The organism is Vibrio breoganii (assembly GCF_001677275.1).
GTDB lineage: Bacteria > Pseudomonadota > Gammaproteobacteria > Enterobacterales > Vibrionaceae > Vibrio > Vibrio breoganii.
Genome location: NZ_CP016177.1, coordinates 1912931 through 1929949 on the forward strand (window position 1 = coordinate 1912931; position 17019 = coordinate 1929949).

At 45.9% G+C, this 17019-nt stretch carries 16 protein-coding genes; 3 read left to right on the plus strand and 13 right to left on the minus strand.

Annotation, left to right across the window (positions count from 1 at the left end):
* Window positions 1-54 precede the first annotated feature (54 nt).
* From holB to yceD, 12 genes are all read right to left on the minus strand, one after another.
* Window positions 55-1017 (minus strand): DNA polymerase III subunit delta', encoded by a 963-nt coding sequence (gene holB, locus A6E01_RS08810; protein WP_017027740.1) that lies wholly within the window; start codon window positions 1015-1017, stop codon window positions 55-57.
* Window positions 1017-1652 carry a dTMP kinase gene (gene tmk / locus A6E01_RS08815; protein ID WP_017032533.1) on the minus strand — a complete coding sequence of 212 codons (636 nt, stop codon included), beginning with the start codon at window positions 1650-1652 and terminating at the stop codon, window positions 1017-1019. The genes holB and tmk overlap by 1 nt, the downstream gene beginning before the upstream one ends.
* Window positions 1653-2669 carry an endolytic transglycosylase MltG gene (gene mltG / locus A6E01_RS08820; protein WP_017027738.1) on the minus strand — a complete coding sequence of 339 codons (1017 nt, stop codon included), beginning with the start codon at window positions 2667-2669 and terminating at the stop codon, window positions 1653-1655.
* A complete protein-coding gene (pabC, locus tag A6E01_RS08825) occupies window positions 2662-3468 on the minus strand; it encodes an aminodeoxychorismate lyase (RefSeq protein ID WP_065210095.1) in 807 nt (268 codons plus the stop codon). Before pabC ends, mltG begins: the two co-directional genes overlap by 8 nt.
* Window positions 3469-3580: 112 nt before the next feature.
* Complete coding sequence (fabF, locus tag A6E01_RS08830) at window positions 3581-4831, minus strand: beta-ketoacyl-ACP synthase II (protein WP_017027736.1); 1251 nt, start codon at window positions 4829-4831, stop codon at window positions 3581-3583.
* A gap of 97 nt (window positions 4832-4928) precedes the next feature.
* Window positions 4929-5162 carry an acyl carrier protein gene (gene acpP, locus A6E01_RS08835; protein WP_017027735.1) on the minus strand — a complete coding sequence of 78 codons (234 nt, stop codon included), beginning with the start codon at window positions 5160-5162 and terminating at the stop codon, window positions 4929-4931.
* Window positions 5163-5323: 161 nt separating this feature from the next.
* Window positions 5324-6058 (minus strand): 3-oxoacyl-ACP reductase FabG, encoded by a 735-nt coding sequence (gene fabG, locus A6E01_RS08840; protein WP_017027734.1) that lies wholly within the window; start codon window positions 6056-6058, stop codon window positions 5324-5326.
* Window positions 6059-6082: 24 nt separating this feature from the next.
* Entirely contained in the window at window positions 6083-7006 is a 924-nt protein-coding gene (gene fabD, locus A6E01_RS08845; RefSeq protein ID WP_065210096.1) for an ACP S-malonyltransferase, read from the minus strand.
* 78 nt (window positions 7007-7084) lie between these two features.
* Window positions 7085-8035, minus strand: coding sequence for a beta-ketoacyl-ACP synthase III (locus A6E01_RS08850; protein ID WP_017032535.1), 951 nt, complete (start codon window positions 8033-8035; stop codon window positions 7085-7087).
* A 5-nt stretch (window positions 8036-8040) separates the two neighbouring features.
* On the minus strand, window positions 8041-9066 hold the full coding sequence (gene plsX / locus A6E01_RS08855) for a phosphate acyltransferase PlsX (protein WP_017027731.1): 1026 nt from the start codon (window positions 9064-9066) through the stop codon (window positions 8041-8043).
* 9 nt (window positions 9067-9075) lie between these two features.
* Window positions 9076-9246, minus strand: coding sequence for a 50S ribosomal protein L32 (gene rpmF, locus A6E01_RS08860; protein WP_017027730.1), 171 nt, complete (start codon window positions 9244-9246; stop codon window positions 9076-9078).
* Window positions 9247-9251: 5 nt separating this feature from the next.
* The gene (gene yceD / locus A6E01_RS08865) at window positions 9252-9788 is read right to left on the minus strand and encodes a 23S rRNA accumulation protein YceD (protein WP_017027729.1); all 537 of its coding nucleotides are present in this window, start codon (window positions 9786-9788) and stop codon (window positions 9252-9254) included.
* 117 nt (window positions 9789-9905) lie between these two features.
* On the opposite strand from yceD, the gene A6E01_RS08870 reads away from it, so the two are divergent.
* On the plus strand, window positions 9906-10505 hold the full coding sequence (locus A6E01_RS08870) for a Maf family protein (RefSeq protein WP_017243495.1): 600 nt from the start codon (window positions 9906-9908) through the stop codon (window positions 10503-10505).
* Here the strand turns inward: A6E01_RS08870 and rluC are convergent.
* Window positions 10498-11442 carry a 23S rRNA pseudouridine(955/2504/2580) synthase RluC gene (gene rluC, locus A6E01_RS08875; protein WP_017027727.1) on the minus strand — a complete coding sequence of 315 codons (945 nt, stop codon included), beginning with the start codon at window positions 11440-11442 and terminating at the stop codon, window positions 10498-10500. The two genes, A6E01_RS08870 and rluC, sit on opposite strands and share 8 nt — an antisense overlap.
* A gap of 602 nt (window positions 11443-12044) precedes the next feature.
* Here rluC and rne point away from each other — a divergent pair.
* Together rne and A6E01_RS08885 are read left to right on the plus strand one after the other, a co-directional pair.
* Window positions 12045-15188, plus strand: coding sequence for a ribonuclease E (rne, locus tag A6E01_RS08880; protein WP_065210097.1), 3144 nt, complete (start codon window positions 12045-12047; stop codon window positions 15186-15188).
* Window positions 15189-15427: 239 nt separating this feature from the next.
* On the plus strand, window positions 15428-16987 hold the full coding sequence (locus A6E01_RS08885; protein ID WP_017027725.1) for a SulP family inorganic anion transporter: 1560 nt from the start codon (window positions 15428-15430) through the stop codon (window positions 16985-16987).
* The last annotated feature ends 32 nt before the right edge of the window (window positions 16988-17019 follow it).

Sequence of the window (17019 nt, forward strand, 5' to 3'; positions counted from 1 at the left end):
AAAAACGCGCTATGCGCGCGCCTTGTAAACAATAATTTTAACTAGTACGAATAATCATCTAGTTTTCGTTTCAATGAGCCACTGACTTAATAGTAGTTCTTTATTAAGCCCAGTATGAAGGGTAAGTTGCTCAATAAGCTTGGCGAGTCTTCGTGTCATGTCAAACACCTGCTGATAATCTAAAACTGATTTGAGACGTTTTAATTGAGGGTGGTTTTCTACCGTAGGCAGTTCAACAAAATACCCTTTCTGCAATTCGATCAAAGCCAATGACAACAGACTCAGCTTAGCGAGCGTGTCCGTAGAACACTTATCTACGAAGGTTTTCGGTAATGCAAAGTCCTGCTCAATAAAATCCGTTAACGCAGCCAATGTAGAATCAAACTCCGCGCCTTGCCCTTCATCAATAAATGCTTTTAGCTTTAATGGAGCGCCTAAGCACAGCTGATAATACAGCTCAGGCACCTCAGAGATCCCATTAGCCGTTAGCCATTGCTGATATTCACTCAGCACAGGTGTTTTAACGTGCCAATGCTGACAGCGACTCTTAATCGTAGGCAACAAGCGATGAGGTGCATGGCTTCTTAAAATAAACACACAGCTATCAGGTGGGCTTTCGAGTGTCTTCAATAACGCATTCATCGCCTGCTCTGTCATTGATTCAGCAGGCTCTATAATAATGACTCGTTGGCCACTCAGTTGGGACGACTCTAGAGCATAGCGATTCCCTTCACGGATCTGATCCACTGAAATGGTCGCTTTACCCTCAGCGGGTGCAATTCGATGTAGATCAGGGTGTGTCCCAGCTTGAAATAATGCACAGCTGTGACAAAAGCCGCATGCCTCTACTTCACTACTGTTGCACAATTGCACCTTGAGCAATGCTTCAACCAGTGATTCTTCACCAAGACCTTCCGTTGCACTAAACAGCAAAGCGCCAGGCAATGAGCCATGTTGCATGCTCGCCTGCAAATTCGTCCAAGTTTCAGATAGCCATGGGTACTGAACACCATTCATTACTCGTGACTTCCTAACCAATGAATTAGTGCTGCTTCAATATCACTGGCCACTTTATCAATCGGCTGCGCAGCATTAATGATTAAAATCGAACTATCGCTGTTAGCCAATTCTAGGTAGCGCTCTCGTGCTCGCTCAAAAAACGAAATATCCATTTTTTCAATGCGATCCAAATCGCCACGGCCGCGCGCACGCTCTAAACCCAATCGCGGCTCAATGTCCATGTATAGGGTAAGATCGGGTTTAAAATCACCTAAGCTAATCTGCTTCAATGACTGCATTGTTTCTGCTGGGATCTGTCGGCCGCCACCTTGGTATGCCTGAGATGAAAGGTCATGACGATCTCCCACCACCCAATTACCTGAGCTCAATGCAGGCTTGATGACAGTTTCTACCAACTGTACTCGAGCGCCATACATAAGAAGTAATTCGGTGATATCTTGAATCTCTTCTGCTTCATGCTCTTCTTTGACCAAAGCACGCATTTTTTCCGCTAAAGGAGTACCACCAGGTTCTCTTGTTGAGACGATATTCTCGATACCTGACGAGGTTAACACCGACATAATACTCGCTATAGCGGTACTTTTTCCGGCGCCCTCTAGGCCCTCAACAACAATAAACTTACCTTGTTCCATTTATTTACGTGCCCTTAGCTTTCTTAGATATTCTTGAACAGCGCGGTTATGATCTCTTAAGTTTTTAGAGAAGACATGCCCACCATCACCACTTGCTACAAAGTACAGATACTTGCTGTCATCCGGGTCAACAGCTGCGGCTATTGCCTCTTCACCGACCATAGCAATTGGCGTTGGTGTCAGACCGTACATGGTATAGGTGTTGTATGGTGTTGGCGTTTGTAAATCACGCTTACGAATATTGCCTTTATACTTATCACCCATACCGTAGATAACGGTCGGATCTGTTTGCAATCGCATGCCAATATTCAAGCGATTAACAAACACAGACGAAACTAACGGGCGCTCTTCGGGAACCGCCGTTTCTTTTTCAATAATAGAGGCTAGGATAAGCGCTTCATAAGCGTTCTTCAGAGGCAGTTTGTCTTGGCGTTGACCCCAATATTGTTCTAGAACACGGTTCAACTGTGTATGAGAGCGCTTCATGATGTCCAAATCTGACATGCCTACCGTATAGTGGTAAGTCTCAGCCAAGAATAAACCTTCGAGTTTCTCTCTATCAATCTGCAGGGCTTCGGCTATCTCAGCCTCAGTCATGTCTTTGGTCGTGTGTATAAGGTGGGGCGCCTCGTCGAACATTGCGCGCCATTCTTTAAAGGTGCTTCCTTCAACAAAGGTGATGCTAAATTGCATCTGCTGCCCATGGACCAAATCTAAAAGGGTTTGTTTAAGGGTAAGATTCGGCTGTACCTGAAAGGTGCCCGCTTTAACCTGAGTGAGTTCAGGGTGCGCACGACGCAATAAACGAGAAAAGTCGCTTGGTTCAATCCAGCCGTCTTTCTCAAATCGATTTAACAACGAATTAAATGAGGTTCCCGACTCGATAGTCACTAGAGTGGGCTCATCAATTTTCACTGATTGGTTAACATAGCCGTCGAGTTGGTTCCAAACGTAGAACAAACCCGCTCCAGCCAAAAGAATGCAGATGATACAAAGGGTGATGATTTTTTTAAGCACTATTTATACTCTCCTGAAAGTCGCGTGTGATTATACCGACTGGATAGGATTTATGTGTGATTTTTACGACAGGAGCGATACCTAACAAGGAATTACACATGAAAACTTCATCTGCGGTCAATAAGTGTCCCATTTCAAACTCACCAAACAGCACCTTCATACCCAACATCTGAGCATCTTGGATAACTAATCGGCGAATGACACCAGACACACCACACTTTTCCATACTAGGGGTATAGAGCGTCTTACCTTTAACCCAAAATAGATTTGCCATCGTTGTTTCTACGATATGGTCATTAAGGTCAAGCACTACCCCGTCAAGGTGGCCTTGCTGTTCAATATCGGCCTTTAACAGCACTTGCTCTAATCGATTGTTGTGTTTATGCCCGGCTAATAGGGGATTAATTCCCAGTTTGTGCTCAGCAACGCCTAGCTCAACGCCTTGCTGTTGCCATTCTTTGTAGTGTGCAGGGTAGCCAAATTCACTGATGGTCACTAAAGACTCGGTAACTCCCGCAGGACTATACCCTCTACCGCCACTGCCTCGACTGACGTGGAGCTTCACGCCCCCTAAGCCTTTTTCTATTGCCGCCTGCTCCACCCATGCCCGCACTTGTTTCCAATTAGGCTGAGAAATTTGTAGCAGCTGCAAACAGGCTTGCATCCTTTCTACATGCAAAGACCAAAAAAGAAGCTTTCCATCAATCGTTTTGATTGTGGTAAAACCGCCGTCTCCGTAATTGAAGCTTCTGTCACTGGCCGAGACAGTGGCTTCTTGGATTCCATTTATCCAATACATGCACTCTTTCCATAGGTTACTAACAATAAAAAAGGCCAGAGCCAGTTTCTTTGAAACTGAGTCTGACCCAAACTATTCTAGCTAACTATTTGTTCTATGGTATCTAGGATTATTAAATCTTTTTGAAGATTAATGAACCGTTCGTACCACCAAAGCCAAATGAGTTACATAGAGCATATTCGATATCAACATCTTGAGCGACGTTTGGCACCAAGTCGATACCTAGCTCTGCAGCACGCTCATCCATATTATCTAGGTTGATTGTTGGCGGAACTTTTTGGTCACGAAGAGCCAATGCTGTGATAATAGCTTCAACAGAACCTGCAGCACCCAATAGGTGACCAATCATAGATTTAGTAGAAGAAACCTTCACTTGCGCAGAGCCTGCATCACCTAGAGCGCGTTTAACGCCTTTAAGTTCTGCAACATCACCCGCTGGAGTCGAAGTGCCGTGTGCATTGATGTAGCCAATTTGCTCACCAGTCACACCCGCATCACGCATTGCCGCTTCCATTGCTAGTGCACCGCCAGAACCATCTTCACTTGGAGAGGTCATGTGGTACGCATCGCCACTCATACCGAAGCCAACTAGCTCACAGTAGATGTTAGCACCGCGTGCCTTAGCTGATTCGTACTCTTCCAGTACCATCATGCCAGCACCATCGCCCAATACGAAACCATCGCGCGCTTTGTCCCATGGACGAGAAGCTGCTTGTGGGTTTTCATTATTAGTTGATAGAGCCTTAGCTGCACCAAAGCCTGCGATACCCATTGGAGTAGACGCTTTTTCAGAGCCACCCGCAACCATCGCATCAGCATCACCGTAAGCAATCATACGTGCCGCATGGCCGATGTTATGCAAACCAGTAGTACAGGCTGTAGAGATAGCAATGTTAGGACCACGAAGGCCACGCATAATAGAAAGGTTACCTGCAACCATGTTTACGATGGTTGACGGAACGAAAAATGGGCTCACTCGACGTGGGCCTTTGTCGTTCATAACATGGATACCGTTTTCAATCAGACCTAAACCACCAATACCAGAGCCAATCGCCACGCCTACGCGAGTGCAATTTTCGTCAGTGATTTCTAGGCCAGAATCATCAAGAGCTTGGATACCTGCTGCGATACCGTATTGGATAAATAAATCCATTTTACGAGCATCTTTTTTAGACATGTACTCTTCGCAGTTAAAGTCTTTAATAAGACCTGCAAAGCGTGTTGTGAATTCGGTGGTGTCAAAGTGTTCGATATTTGAAATACCGCTTTGACCAGATAGCAGGGCTTTCCAAGAAGATTCTACGGTGTTGCCGACCGGTGACAACATACCCATGCCAGTGACAACTACACGACGCTTGGACACGATTTTTACTCCGGGTTAGATTAGTTAGATATTGATTTTAAACAATAAGGGAACTGAAATGAATCAGGCGGCCAAGATAGACCGCCTGAGAAGAGAATTACTGAGCGCCAGTTACGTAATCGATAGCAGCTTGAACAGTAGTGATTTTCTCTGCTTCTTCATCAGGAATCTCAGTGTCGAACTCTTCTTCTAGAGCCATTACTAGCTCAACTGTGTCTAGAGAGTCAGCGCCTAGATCGTCAACGAAAGATGCTTCGTTCTTAACTTCAGCTTCGTCAACACCTAGCTGTTCAACGATGATTTTTTTTACACGTTCTTCAAGATTGCTCATTTTTTATTTCCTATACATAAGTCGCTTAATGCGATGTTTTGCGTAGTTTATTCGAAAGTTAAAAAGTTGCAAGGGCATCCTTGCTGGTCAAACCACAAATTTGTGAATTTAACCGATTTTAATGGCATTTTTGACATATATCACGCCAAAAATGCGCAAAATTACACCATGTACATGCCACCATTGACGTGCAATGTTTCACCTGTGATGTAAGCGGCGTCTGGAGAGGCAAGAAATGCCACAGCAGCTGCAATCTCACGAGGATCACCTAAGCGACCCGCAGGCACAGAAGAGAGCGTCGCAGCGCGTTGCTCGTCGTTCAATGCTTTTGTCATATCAGTTTCGATAAAGCCCGGTGCTACAGTATTGACCGTTACTCCGCGAGAAGCAACCTCACGTGCCATAGACTTTGTAAAACCAATCACGCCCGCTTTCGCTGCTGCGTAGTTTGTTTGTCCAGCGTTGCCCATAGTACCAACTACTGAACCTACATTGATGATTCTACCGCACTTTTTCTTCATCATGCCACGTAGAACGGCTTTAGACAAACGGAAGATTGAGGTCAGGTTAGTGTCCATGATATCTGTCCACTCGTCGTCCTTCATGCGCATTAGCAGGTTGTCACGTGTGATACCTGCGTTGTTCACTAGAATATCAAGAGGGCCAAACTCTGTGGTGATCTCTTTAAGAACTGACTCAATAGACGCAGGATCAGTCACGTTAAGTGCCATTCCCTTACCTTTGTCACCTAAATACTCGCTAATCGCTGCAGCACCGTTTTCGCTCGTTGCTGTACCGATCACTGTTGCACCACGTGCAACCAATGTTTCAGCGATAGAACGACCGATACCACGGCTAGCACCAGTAACTAGTGCGATCTTTCCTTCAAGGTTCATTATTCGTTATCTCCGTTAAGAATCTTATTTCGCCGCTTCAAGGGATGCAGTGTCATTGACAGCTGCAGCCGTTAGGCTTTTTACAATACGTTTAGTTAGACCGGTTAGTACTTTACCCGGACCTAATTCTAGAAGTTTTTCAACACCTTGCTCGTGCATCTTCTGCACACCTTCTGTCCAGCGTACTGGGCAGTATAGCTGACGCACTAATGCATCTTTGATCTTTGCAGGATCCGTCTCAGCAGCCACATCCACATTGTTGATCACTGGCAGCGCTGGTGCGTTGAACTCAATATCTTTAAGTGCTTCAGCCAAACGATCCGCTGCTGGCTTCATCAATGCACAGTGTGATGGTACAGAAACAGGAAGAGGCAGTGCACGCTTAGCCCCTGCTTCTTTACACAGTGCACCCGCGCGCTCTACAGCCGCCTTGTTACCTGCGATAACCACCTGACCTGGAGAGTTGAAGTTAACCGGTGAAACAACCTCACCTTGCGCCGCTTCTTCACATGCCTTGGCAATCGCATCATCAGCAAGACCAATAATAGCGTACATTGCACCCGTACCTGCTGGTACCGCTTCTTGCATCAATTGACCGCGTAGTTCAACTAATTTAATCGCTTCTTTGAAGTCAATAACACCCGCACATACTAGCGCTGAGTATTCACCTAGGCTGTGACCCGCTAATAGCTCAGGAGTCGCTAGGCCTTGATCGTTCCAAACGCGCCAAACTGCAACAGAAGAAGCCAGTAGTGCGGGTTGAGTGCGATGAGTTTGGTTCAAATCTTCAACTGGGCCGTCTTGGATAAGCGCCCAAAGGTCGTAACCTAACACCTCTGAAGCTTCTGCAAATGTTTGTTTAACAATATCAAACTGCTCGCCAAGTTCAGCTAACATACCAAGGCTTTGAGAGCCTTGACCTGGAAATACGATTGCAAATTTGCTCATAATTCGTCCTTTAAGCCTTGCTAAATATTGAAAAAGAAGTGCAAAGGCACTTCTTTTGGTTAATCGAACGCGCTTGGGTTAAAATTTAACCAGCGCAGAACCCCAGGTGAAACCACCACCAAAGGCTTCTAGCAACAGCGTCTGACCACGCTTAATTCGACCATCTCGCACTGCTTCATCCAACGCTGTTGGAACTGTTGCAGCCGAAGTATTGCCGTGGCGATCAAGGGTCACTACCACCTGATCCATAGACATAGACAGTTTCTTTGCCGTTGCGGTAATAATTCTTAGGTTTGCTTGGTGTGGCACTAACCAATCCAAGTCTTCTTTACTCATGTTGTTGGCTTTTAGCGTATCGGTAACCAAACGAGAAAGTTGGGTTACTGCCACCTTGAATACTTCATTGCCCGTCATGTGTAGCCACTTATCGACTTCACCACCACGAACTGGCATTTCAAGACTAAGCAGCTCGCCATAACGGCCATCAGCGCCTAAATGCGTCGATAGGATGCCCTGCTCTTCGCTTGCACCTAACACCACAGCACCTGCACCATCACCAAACAAGATAACCGTTGAACGATCAATCTCATCCACTGATTTAGACAAAGCATCAGAGCCAATAACTAAGATGTTTTTGCACATGCCTGAACGGATGTGTTGGTCTGCTATTGATAGTGCGTATACAAAGCCCGTACATGCAGCTGCCACATCGAACGCAGCACAACCAGGGATCTCTAAGAGTCCTTGGACCTGACACGCTGAAGATGGGAATGCATGACTACCACTTGTAGTAGCAACAATGATGAGATCGATATCTTTCTTATCGATACCGGCCATTTCAATTGCATTTTTAGCGGCAATAAAGCCCATATCCGCCACCGATTCATCGGGAGCAGAGATGCGACGTTCTTTGATACCTGTACGAGCAACAATCCACTCGTCGGCAGTATCTACCATTTGTTCTAAATCTGCATTGGTGCGCACTTGGGAAGGCAAATAGCTGCCTGTGCCTAATATTTTGCTATACATGAAGACTAATTTTGCCTCTCGAGTAAAACGGTTTCCAAACGGTCACTTATACGACTGGGTACTTGACGTTTGACCTCGTGAACTGCCTCTATGATTGCATTGATGATAGCAGTTTTATCCGCACTTCCGTGACTTTTAATGACAATGCCGCGCAATCCTAGCAAACTTGCCCCGTTATACTGGTCGGGGTTCAGCTGTTTTAGCTCAGAAAACAGCTCAGAGAAGAATAATTTTGAAATCCAAGCTCTTAGCTTAGACGACAGCATATGACGTTTTAGCCTTTCAAGGAATAGATTTGCGACTCCTTCAGACGCTTTTAGGCATACATTGCCTACAAAGCCATCACATACCACTACATCCGCTTCATCGTGTAATAATTGATGAGCCTCGATAAAGCCGGTGTAATTAATTGATTTTACCTGCTGAAGCATTTCAGCACAGTTTTTTACCAGATCATTTCCCTTAATCTCTTCCTCGCCCACATTCAATATCGCCACTCTTGGTGCACGTTGCAGGTGTTCTTCAGCAAGTGCTGAGCCCATCACCGCAAATTGAAATAGCGTGTTCGCATCGACGGAGACATTTGCGCCAAGATCCAACAACCATACTTTTTGGCCACTACGGGTAGGTAAAGCAGAGATCAGTGCTGGCCTTTCAATGCCGGGAAGTAACTTTAGACGATAACGAGAGAGTCCCATCAAGGCACCTGTATTTCCTCCGCTCACACAAGCCTGTGCAGTCTGATCTTCAACAAGATCGATGGCTCGACGCATAGAAGTGCCTACGCTACGGCGCATGACGGAAGAAGGTTTATCGGTGTCTGCAATGACCTTATCGGTATGCTCGATATGAATTCGGTCTTTGGGGTAAGAACCCAATGTAGAGAGGTGGGGAATGAGGACAGATTCGTCGCCCACTAATATAACTTTCAGCTCTGGGAAAATAGACAATGCCTGCACGGCGGCAGGCACTGTAACATGGGGACCGAAATCCCCACCCATTGCATCAAGTGCAACGGTAATCGTTTGCAAAAGGCAACCTTACTTGTTGACTACCTTTTTGCCACGGTAGTAACCTTCAGCAGTCACGTTGTGACGTAGGTGAGTTTCACCTGAAGTTGCGTCTACAGATAGTGCAGCTGTAGTTAGCGCATCGTGTGAACGACGCATGCCACGCATTGAACGTGATTTTTTGCTCTTTTGTACGGCCATTGACCCTACTCCTTTGTCTTTGCTTTTAAGCTTTTTAAAACTTCGAACGGGTTTGGTTTATCTTCCTCAATTTCTTCAGGAATATCACCAAAAACCAAGTTATGTGTATTTACGCTACAGTCAGAAACATCATGCATTGCTATTTGAGGCAAATTTAGAAGGAACTCGTCTTCAACTAACTGTATGAGATCGCATTCACCGTACTCGTTCAGATCTACCAAATCGTACTCTTCCGGGGCTTCCTCTTCGGTCTTTTCGCCCTTATTAGGGGTATAGACGAATTGGACTTCACAAACATGTGTGAAGTTCTCATTGCAGCGTTGACACTCTAAATCGACTTCGACGTTAGCTTTACCAGAGATAACGACCAATCGTTGTTCATCTAAGTCAAATGACAATGTGACTTCTGCGTCGCGTTTTACGCCTTCGACCGACTCGGCCAAGCGCTTGAGCAGACTGACTTGGATGATGCCATCATAGTCTAGTCGTTTCTGAGCAGCTTTACTCGGGTCAACCGTTCGCGGTATTTTTACCTTTTGCATAGGGCGCGAATATTATCTCTCAATTTATATTTAGTCAAAGGAAAACAGAAAAAACTTACTCAATTTTTGTACGTCGATTATTCTATAGCAATCAATACTGACCCATAGATGGAATTCATGAGCGAATATCAAATTGTTTTAGCCTCAACATCACCCTATCGAGCTGAAATTCTGCATAAATTATCTCTTTCTTTTACTCAGCTTAGCCCAGATTTTGACGAAACCGCTCAGGACAATGAAACACCCGAGCAACTCGTTGCCAGACTGGCCGAAGGAAAAGCGAAATCTTGCGCCCTACCCGATGGCAATCACCTCGTTATTGGCTCCGACCAAGTATGTGTGGTCAATGGCCAAATCGTCGGTAAACCGCATACGGTAGAAAACGCGATTCAACAGTTGCACGCTCAAAGCGGCCAAACTATTACGTTTTACACTGGCCTTGCATTATACAACAGCAAGCAGTGTCACACTCAAGTGGTTGTTGATACCTTTAAGGTTCATTTCAAAACTCTAACAGACACTCAAATCAAGCGTTACGTTGAATTGGAACAACCTCTCAATTGTGCTGGTAGCTTCAAGAGCGAAGGACTGGGCATCGCTCTATTTGAAGCTTTGGAGGGTAAAGACCCAAATACATTAATTGGGCTACCACTCATCGATCTTATTACTTTGCTCGAAAACGAAGGGGTTTCTGTATTAGGTAACGCCGCTACTTAACACGTAGCCCTTCGATAGCACGTTGCAGTTTATTTTCCATTGGTGCAGAAATGTCCATTTCCTTTTCTGTACCTGGATGGATAAATTTAATATTTGCCGCATGTAAGAAAAGACGGTCAAGACCCACCTTCCCAGTGAAAGCATCAAAACGGCGGTCACCATAGCGATCATCCCATGCAATTGGATGACCTACATATTGAGTGTGTACACGAATCTGATGCGTACGCCCGGTGATAGGGCTCGCCTGTAGCAAAGTCGCATTGTTGAGCTTTTCAATTATCTTAAAGCGAGTTTCTGACGCCTTGCCGTTCGGGTTTACACGCACAATGCTGTTCACTTCATTCTTGAGAAGTGGCGCAGTTACTTTACGAATGCTGCTCTTCCACTCACCCATCACTAACGCGAAATAGTACTTCTGTACAGTCTTCTCACGAAATTGAGCTTGTAGATGACGCAATGCCGAACGCTTCTTAGCGATTAATAGGATTCCAGAGGTATCTCTATCAATGCGATGCACCAACTCTAAAAATCTCGCTTCTGGTCTAAGCGCTCGCAAGGCTTCAATAGCGCCAAACTTCAGGCCACTGCCGCCATGAACCGCGGTGCCCGATGGCTTGTTAAGAATCAGCACATGCTCATCTTCATACAAAATGCAGTGTTCGAGCTCTGACACCTTATTCAGCTTAGTGCTAAGGGCCGGCGCTTCTTCGGTAGCAGGCAAGGTTACAGGTGGGATCCTGACGATATCACCCGCTTGCAGCTTGTATTCTGCTTTAACACGCTTTTTATTTACACGGACTTCTCCCTTACGCACGATTCGGTAAACCATGCTCTTAGGGATCGCCTTCAATTGATTGCGCAAAAAGTTATCAATGCGCTGTCCAGCCATGTCGGAATCTATGTCAACAAACTGTACTTGGGTTCTAATTTCACTCATTCCCTTAGTCTAACATCCTAAAGTGCTGTAAATCACATTTTTCTCTACTAAAATGGATAACTGAAACAAGCTGTGTTCCTGTTTGTTGGTTATTTAAAAACCTGTGTACAACATTAAGCCGTCACAGTTTTGTCATTTTTGCTGACATTTATTAAACAGTTTAATATCAGCTACTTATATGTACAGCCTTCGCAGTTTTTAGATTTATTTCTATCCTTTATCTGTTTGTCGATTGCTGTGTATTAGTGACACTGTTATAGTTCGTCAATCAATATGCCCTCTTGGTTGTTTTTTACACTTTTCTAAGGTGCAAATTGATAAAAAAACGAAAGTCGATTGTTCATTTCCCAGTGCTGCGTAAGGCATAAGACATTGATAATGAACAAACTTATCGCGCGACTTTTACCTATCGATGCAGAGATCGACTGCAATTACTCGCAGATCATGTTTTTCTGAAGAGAAAAATGTGATGGCTAAAGTGTCCCCGAGCATCCCTTCCAGCCGAGAGGCTGCATTGATTGACCATGGGATCAGACACCATCGATAGAAACCATTGCGATAAACACAATTGAAATAATTAAAGAATCACAACGAGATTTCGAATGAAAAGAATGTTAATTAACGCAACTCAAAAAGAAGAGTTGCGTGTCGCCCTCGTTGATGGACAGAAGCTATTCGATCTAGATATCGAAAGCCCTGGCCATGAATCAAAGAAGGCGAATATCTACAAAGGACGTATCACACGCATCGAACCAAGCCTAGAAGCGGCGTTTGTTGACTATGGTGCAGAGCGACACGGTTTCCTCCCTCTAAAAGAAGTTGCTCGCGACTACTTTCCTGCTGGTTACACATACCAAGGCCGTCCAAGCATTAAAGAAGTGCTTAAAGAAGGTCAAGAAGTCATTGTACAAGTAGAGAAAGAAGAACGTGGTAACAAGGGCGCAGCCCTAACTACCTTTATCTCTCTTGCGGGTAGCTACCTAGTACTGATGCCTAACAACCCTCGTGCAGGCGGTATTTCTCGTCGTATCGAAGGTGACGAACGCACTCAACTTAAAGCAGCTCTAAGTACATTAGAACTGCCTCAAGGTATGGGTTTAATCGTTCGTACAGCAGGTGTTGGCAAAAGTGCTGAAGAGCTTGAATGGGATCTAAACGTACTTCTTAACCACTGGACTGCAGTAAAAGAAGCGTCTGATGCAAATCAAGCGCCTTTCCTGATCCATCAAGAAAGTAATGTTATCGTTCGAGCTATTCGCGACTATTTGCGTCGTGATATTGGCGAGATCCTTATCGATAGCAACACTATCTTTGAGCGTGCTCAAGCGCACATTCAATTGGTTCGTCCTGACTTTATCAACCGTGTTAAAAAATACGAAGGTGAAGTACCACTATTTAGCCACTACCAAATTGAAAGCCAAATCGACTCTGCGTTCCAACGCGAAGTTCGTTTGCCTTCTGGTGGCTCAATCGTTATCGACCCAACTGAAGCGTTAACCTCTATCGATATCAACTCTGCTCGCGCAACAAAGGGTAGCGATATCGAAGAAACCGCACTGAACACTAACTTAGAAGCGGCCGATGAGATTGCTCGTCAGTTGCGTCTACGTGACCTAGGTGGTCTGGTTGTTATCGATTTCATCGATATGACTCCAGTACGCCACCAGCGTGAAGTAGAAAACCGCCTTCGTGAAGCTGCGCGTCTTGACCGCGCTCGTGTACAGATTGGTCGTATCTCTCGCTTCGGTCTTCTAGAGATGTCTCGTCAGCGTCTGAGCCCTTCTCTAGCAGAAGCCAGCCACCACATTTGTCCTCGTTGTTCGGGTACCGGTGTTGTACGTGACAATGAATCTCTAGCGCTATCTATCCTTCGTTTGGTTGAAGAAGAAGCACTGAAAGACAACACAGCTCAAGTACTTGCTGTTGTGCCTGTGCCTATTGCTTCTTACTTGATGAACGAAAAACGTCGTAGTGTTAATCACATCGAGCGTTGCCAAGAAGTTAAGATCCTTATTGTTCCTAACTCAGACATGGAAACGCCTCACTTTGAGGTGGTTCGTGTTCGTGAAGGTGAAGAACAAAGCCTGCTTTCATACCTATTGCCGAAGAAACTAGACGCAATGAAAGAAGCAGAAGCTCGCGATGCTGGTGAAGTTGAAGCTGCACCTCGACGCATTGAAGAGCCTGCACTACAAGGTTTCGCTTCTCCTGCTCAATCAGCAGCGCCTGCGCCAAAACCGCAAGCAGCACCGGTTGCGGCAGCACCTGTGGCTACTGCTCCAGCTAAGCCTGCAGCACCTGGCCTATTCTCTCGCATCATCTCAGCTATCAGTAAACTGTTCAGCTCAGAAGAAGAAGTGAAAGAAGAGAAACCGGCTGTTGAAGAAAGCAAGCCAAAACCGCAACGTCGCGATCGCAACGATAACCGTCGTCGCAATAACCGTGATAACCGTCGTCGTAACAACCGTCCAAACCGTAACAAGTCTGAGAACGAAGAGACCACGACAGAAGCACCTCGCGACCAAACACCTCGCGAACAAGCACCTCAACAAGATGCACCTCGTAAAGAGAACAAGCGTAAACCTCGTAAAGAGAGAAAAGCGCCAAGCAAAGTTGAAGAGCAAGGTAAGCAAATTGCCGAGCAAGCTCAGCAAGAGCCTGAAGCGAAGAACGACAAAGAAACCAAGACAAGTCAGGTTAAACAACGTCGTCAACGTCGTCAGATGAAGAAACAAGTACGCGTTAAGGATCAGCAAGCAGAAGCGAACCAACAGGACGTAACTGCGGAAGCTCCAGCGGCTAAAGTGTCTAAACCTGAAGCAGAAAAACCAGCGAAGAAGCAACAACCGAAAGGCAAAGTTTCAGCTGAAGACAATGCTCAAGGCGAAAACGCTGAGAAGAACGAAGCACCACAACAACGCCGTAACCGCCGCTCTCCGCGTCACCTACGTGCAAGTGGCCAACGTCGTCGTCGCGGTCGCGATCGCAGACCTAACCCATTCCGCCTACGCAAAGGTGGTGTTGCCTCTCCAGAGATGGCAATGGGTAAAGTGATGCCTAAGTACGACTTGCCTAAGCCGAAGAAGAAAGCGCCTAAAGTTGAAGAAACAACCGTTAGCGTAATCGGTGGTGTTGCTTTCCCTGAAATGTCTATGGGTAAAGTTATCGTAATGAAAGCCGCTCAACCTGTTAAAGCAGAACAACCTAAGGTAGCACCTAAAGTTGAAGAAGCTAAGGTTGAAGTTGCTAAGGTTACTGAAGCTAAAGTTACTGAAGCCAAGGTAGAGCAAGCGAAACCTGTAGTGGCAGAAGCAAAAGCTGAAGCACCAGTTGCAGCACCTATCGTTGCAGAAACTGTTGAGCAACAGCCTGTTGAACAGCAGCCTGCACCAGTAGTTGAAGCTCCTGCACCAGAAGCCGTAGTGGTTGAAGCAACGCCTGTTGAAACTACACCTGTAGAAGCGGCGCCAGTGGAAACAGCAGAAGTTGTTACTCCTGAGGTAGCGAAGCTGCCAGAAGTGAAAGCTGCGCCTGCACCAAAAGTACCGCAGTCTGCTCCTAAAGCGACAATGAGCTTTAAGGGTCACGCAGGGTCAGGAATGACAAGCGCGCCTGGTCCACAGGAAACACGTGAAATTACTGTCAAGGCAGCCGATTTCCGTAGCGAACGCTTACAAGGCAAAGCCGGTGGCAGTCAGTCTGCTACTGCTAAGGCAACGGCCGGAACCACTAAACCAAATTACTAATTTGGATTAGCTAGAAAAGAGTCAGCTTTATGCTGGCTCTTTTTTTTATTGGATATTACTGCAGTTTCTCATCCCTTGATTGCACTTCAACCTCGTTTCCGTTAGCATTCGCCGACGAAAATTATAATAGCAAGCATGAATGTGTTACCTGGTGTAACCATATTCCGCAAGTATCCACTATCACGACTATTCTTTAAGTCTCCGGTCGTGAACCCAAACCAAAAGATGAAATAACACAAATGTTTGAATCTCCACAGTTTTCAGCTCAAAGCGTCAAGAATGACGTTTTGTCCGGTCTAACCGTAGCACTTGCATTGGTACCCGAAGCGGTAGCCTTTGCCTTTGTTGCAGGTGTTGACCCTATGGTTGGCTTATACGCTGCCTTTATCGTTGGCTTAATCACTTCTATCTTCGGCGGTCGTCCAGGTATGATCTCTGGTGCGACAGGCGCAATGGCTGTTGTAATGGTAAGCCTTGTTGCCGTGCATGGTGTTGAGTACCTATTTGCCGCTATCATGCTTACCGGTTTATTGCAGGTGCTTGCCGGCATATTTAAGTTAGGTAAGTTCATCCGCATGGTGCCTCATCCAGTAATGATTGGCTTCGTGAACGGCTTAGCGATTGTTATTTTCCTTGCTCAGTTGGGACAGTTTAAAGCACCAGATATTGCCGGTGTAATGACTTGGCTTCCTGCTGGTCAAATGACGATCATGCTAGGTCTTGTTGCACTGACTATGGGTATCATTTTCTTCCTTCCTAAGCTGACCACAGCAATTCCGTCTTCTTTGGTGGCCATAGTTACAGTAACCCTAATTGTTCAATTTGGCGGTCTTGATACGCGCACTGTTGTTGACTTCTTACGTGCTATGTCTGGTAACGATGCGGCAACTCTTGCAGGCTCACTACCAACATTCTCAATTCCTCAAGTGCCATTCAATCTTGAGACACTGAAGATCATCTTGCCTTATGCCATCGTTCTAGCAGCGATTGGTCTAATTGAATCACTACTGACGCTAACGGTTCTTGATGAAATGACAAACACCCGTGGTAAGAGTAACCGCGAATGTGTGGGTCAAGGCATCGCAAACCTAAGCTGTTCAGTATTTGGCGCTATGGGTGGCTGTGCGATGATTGGTCAATCTATGATCAACATTAACTCAGGTGGTCGTGGTCGTCTTTCTGGTATCGTTGCCGCAGTTGCACTACTGATATTCATTCTGTTTGCTTCAGCGCTTATCGAGATGATTCCACTGGCTGCGCTAGTTGGCGTTATGTTTATGGTAGTTATCGGCACCTTTGAGTGGGCAACATTCAAGTTGGCACGCCGCGTACCTAAGCAAGATTTCTTTGTTATTGTTCTAGTAACTGTTGTAACAGTGCTGACTGACCTCGCCGTTGCGGTTGCAGTGGGTGTTATAGCTTCGGCTCTGATGTTTGCTTGGCAACATGCGAAACACATCTATGCAAGCAGCCAGACCAATGAAGAAGGCTCAAAGGAATACCGCATTCACGGCCCTGTATTCTTCGGCTCTGCGGCTAACTTTTTAGAACTGTTCGATGCACACAACGACCCTGTCGACGTGATCGTTGATTTCGCTGATTCTCGCGTTGCTGACCACTCAGCGATCGAAGCCATTGAAACTCTGGCTGAGCGCTATTCCGCTGTTGGCAAAACGCTACATTTGCGCCATCTTAGCCAAGACTGCCGTGCATTGCTGCACAAAGCAGGTAGCCTTGTAGAGATCAACGTAAAAGAAGATCCTAGCTACAAGGTTGCAACTGACGTCCTAGCGGGCTAACAGCGACAAAATACAAAAAAGCCTATAGGGAG

Excerpts from the sequence above, each read along its gene's own strand:
- holB (WP_017027740.1), bottom strand. The coding sequence starts at position 1,017 with ATGAATGGTGTTCAGTACCCATGGCTATCTGAAACTTGGACGAATTTG.
- tmk (WP_017032533.1), bottom strand. The coding sequence starts at position 1,652 with ATGGAACAAGGTAAGTTTATTGTTGTTGAGGGCCTAGAGGGCGCCGGA.
- pabC (WP_065210095.1), bottom strand. The coding sequence starts at position 3,468 with ATGTATTGGATAAATGGAATCCAAGAAGCCACTGTCTCGGCCAGTGAC.
- acpP (WP_017027735.1), bottom strand. The coding sequence starts at position 5,162 with ATGAGCAATCTTGAAGAACGTGTAAAAAAAATCATCGTTGAACAGCTA.
- fabG (WP_017027734.1), bottom strand. The coding sequence starts at position 6,058 with ATGAACCTTGAAGGAAAGATCGCACTAGTTACTGGTGCTAGCCGTGGT.
- fabD (WP_065210096.1), bottom strand. The coding sequence starts at position 7,006 with ATGAGCAAATTTGCAATCGTATTTCCAGGTCAAGGCTCTCAAAGCCTT.
- A6E01_RS08850 (WP_017032535.1), bottom strand. The coding sequence starts at position 8,035 with ATGTATAGCAAAATATTAGGCACAGGCAGCTATTTGCCTTCCCAAGTG.
- rpmF (WP_017027730.1), bottom strand. The coding sequence starts at position 9,246 with ATGGCCGTACAAAAGAGCAAAAAATCACGTTCAATGCGTGGCATGCGT.
- yceD (WP_017027729.1), bottom strand. The coding sequence starts at position 9,788 with ATGCAAAAGGTAAAAATACCGCGAACGGTTGACCCGAGTAAAGCTGCT.
- A6E01_RS08870 (WP_017243495.1), top strand. The coding sequence starts at position 9,906 with ATGAGCGAATATCAAATTGTTTTAGCCTCAACATCACCCTATCGAGCT.
- rluC (WP_017027727.1), bottom strand. The coding sequence starts at position 11,442 with ATGAGTGAAATTAGAACCCAAGTACAGTTTGTTGACATAGATTCCGAC.
- rne (WP_065210097.1), top strand. The coding sequence starts at position 12,045 with ATGAAAAGAATGTTAATTAACGCAACTCAAAAAGAAGAGTTGCGTGTC.
- A6E01_RS08885 (WP_017027725.1), top strand. The coding sequence starts at position 15,428 with ATGTTTGAATCTCCACAGTTTTCAGCTCAAAGCGTCAAGAATGACGTT.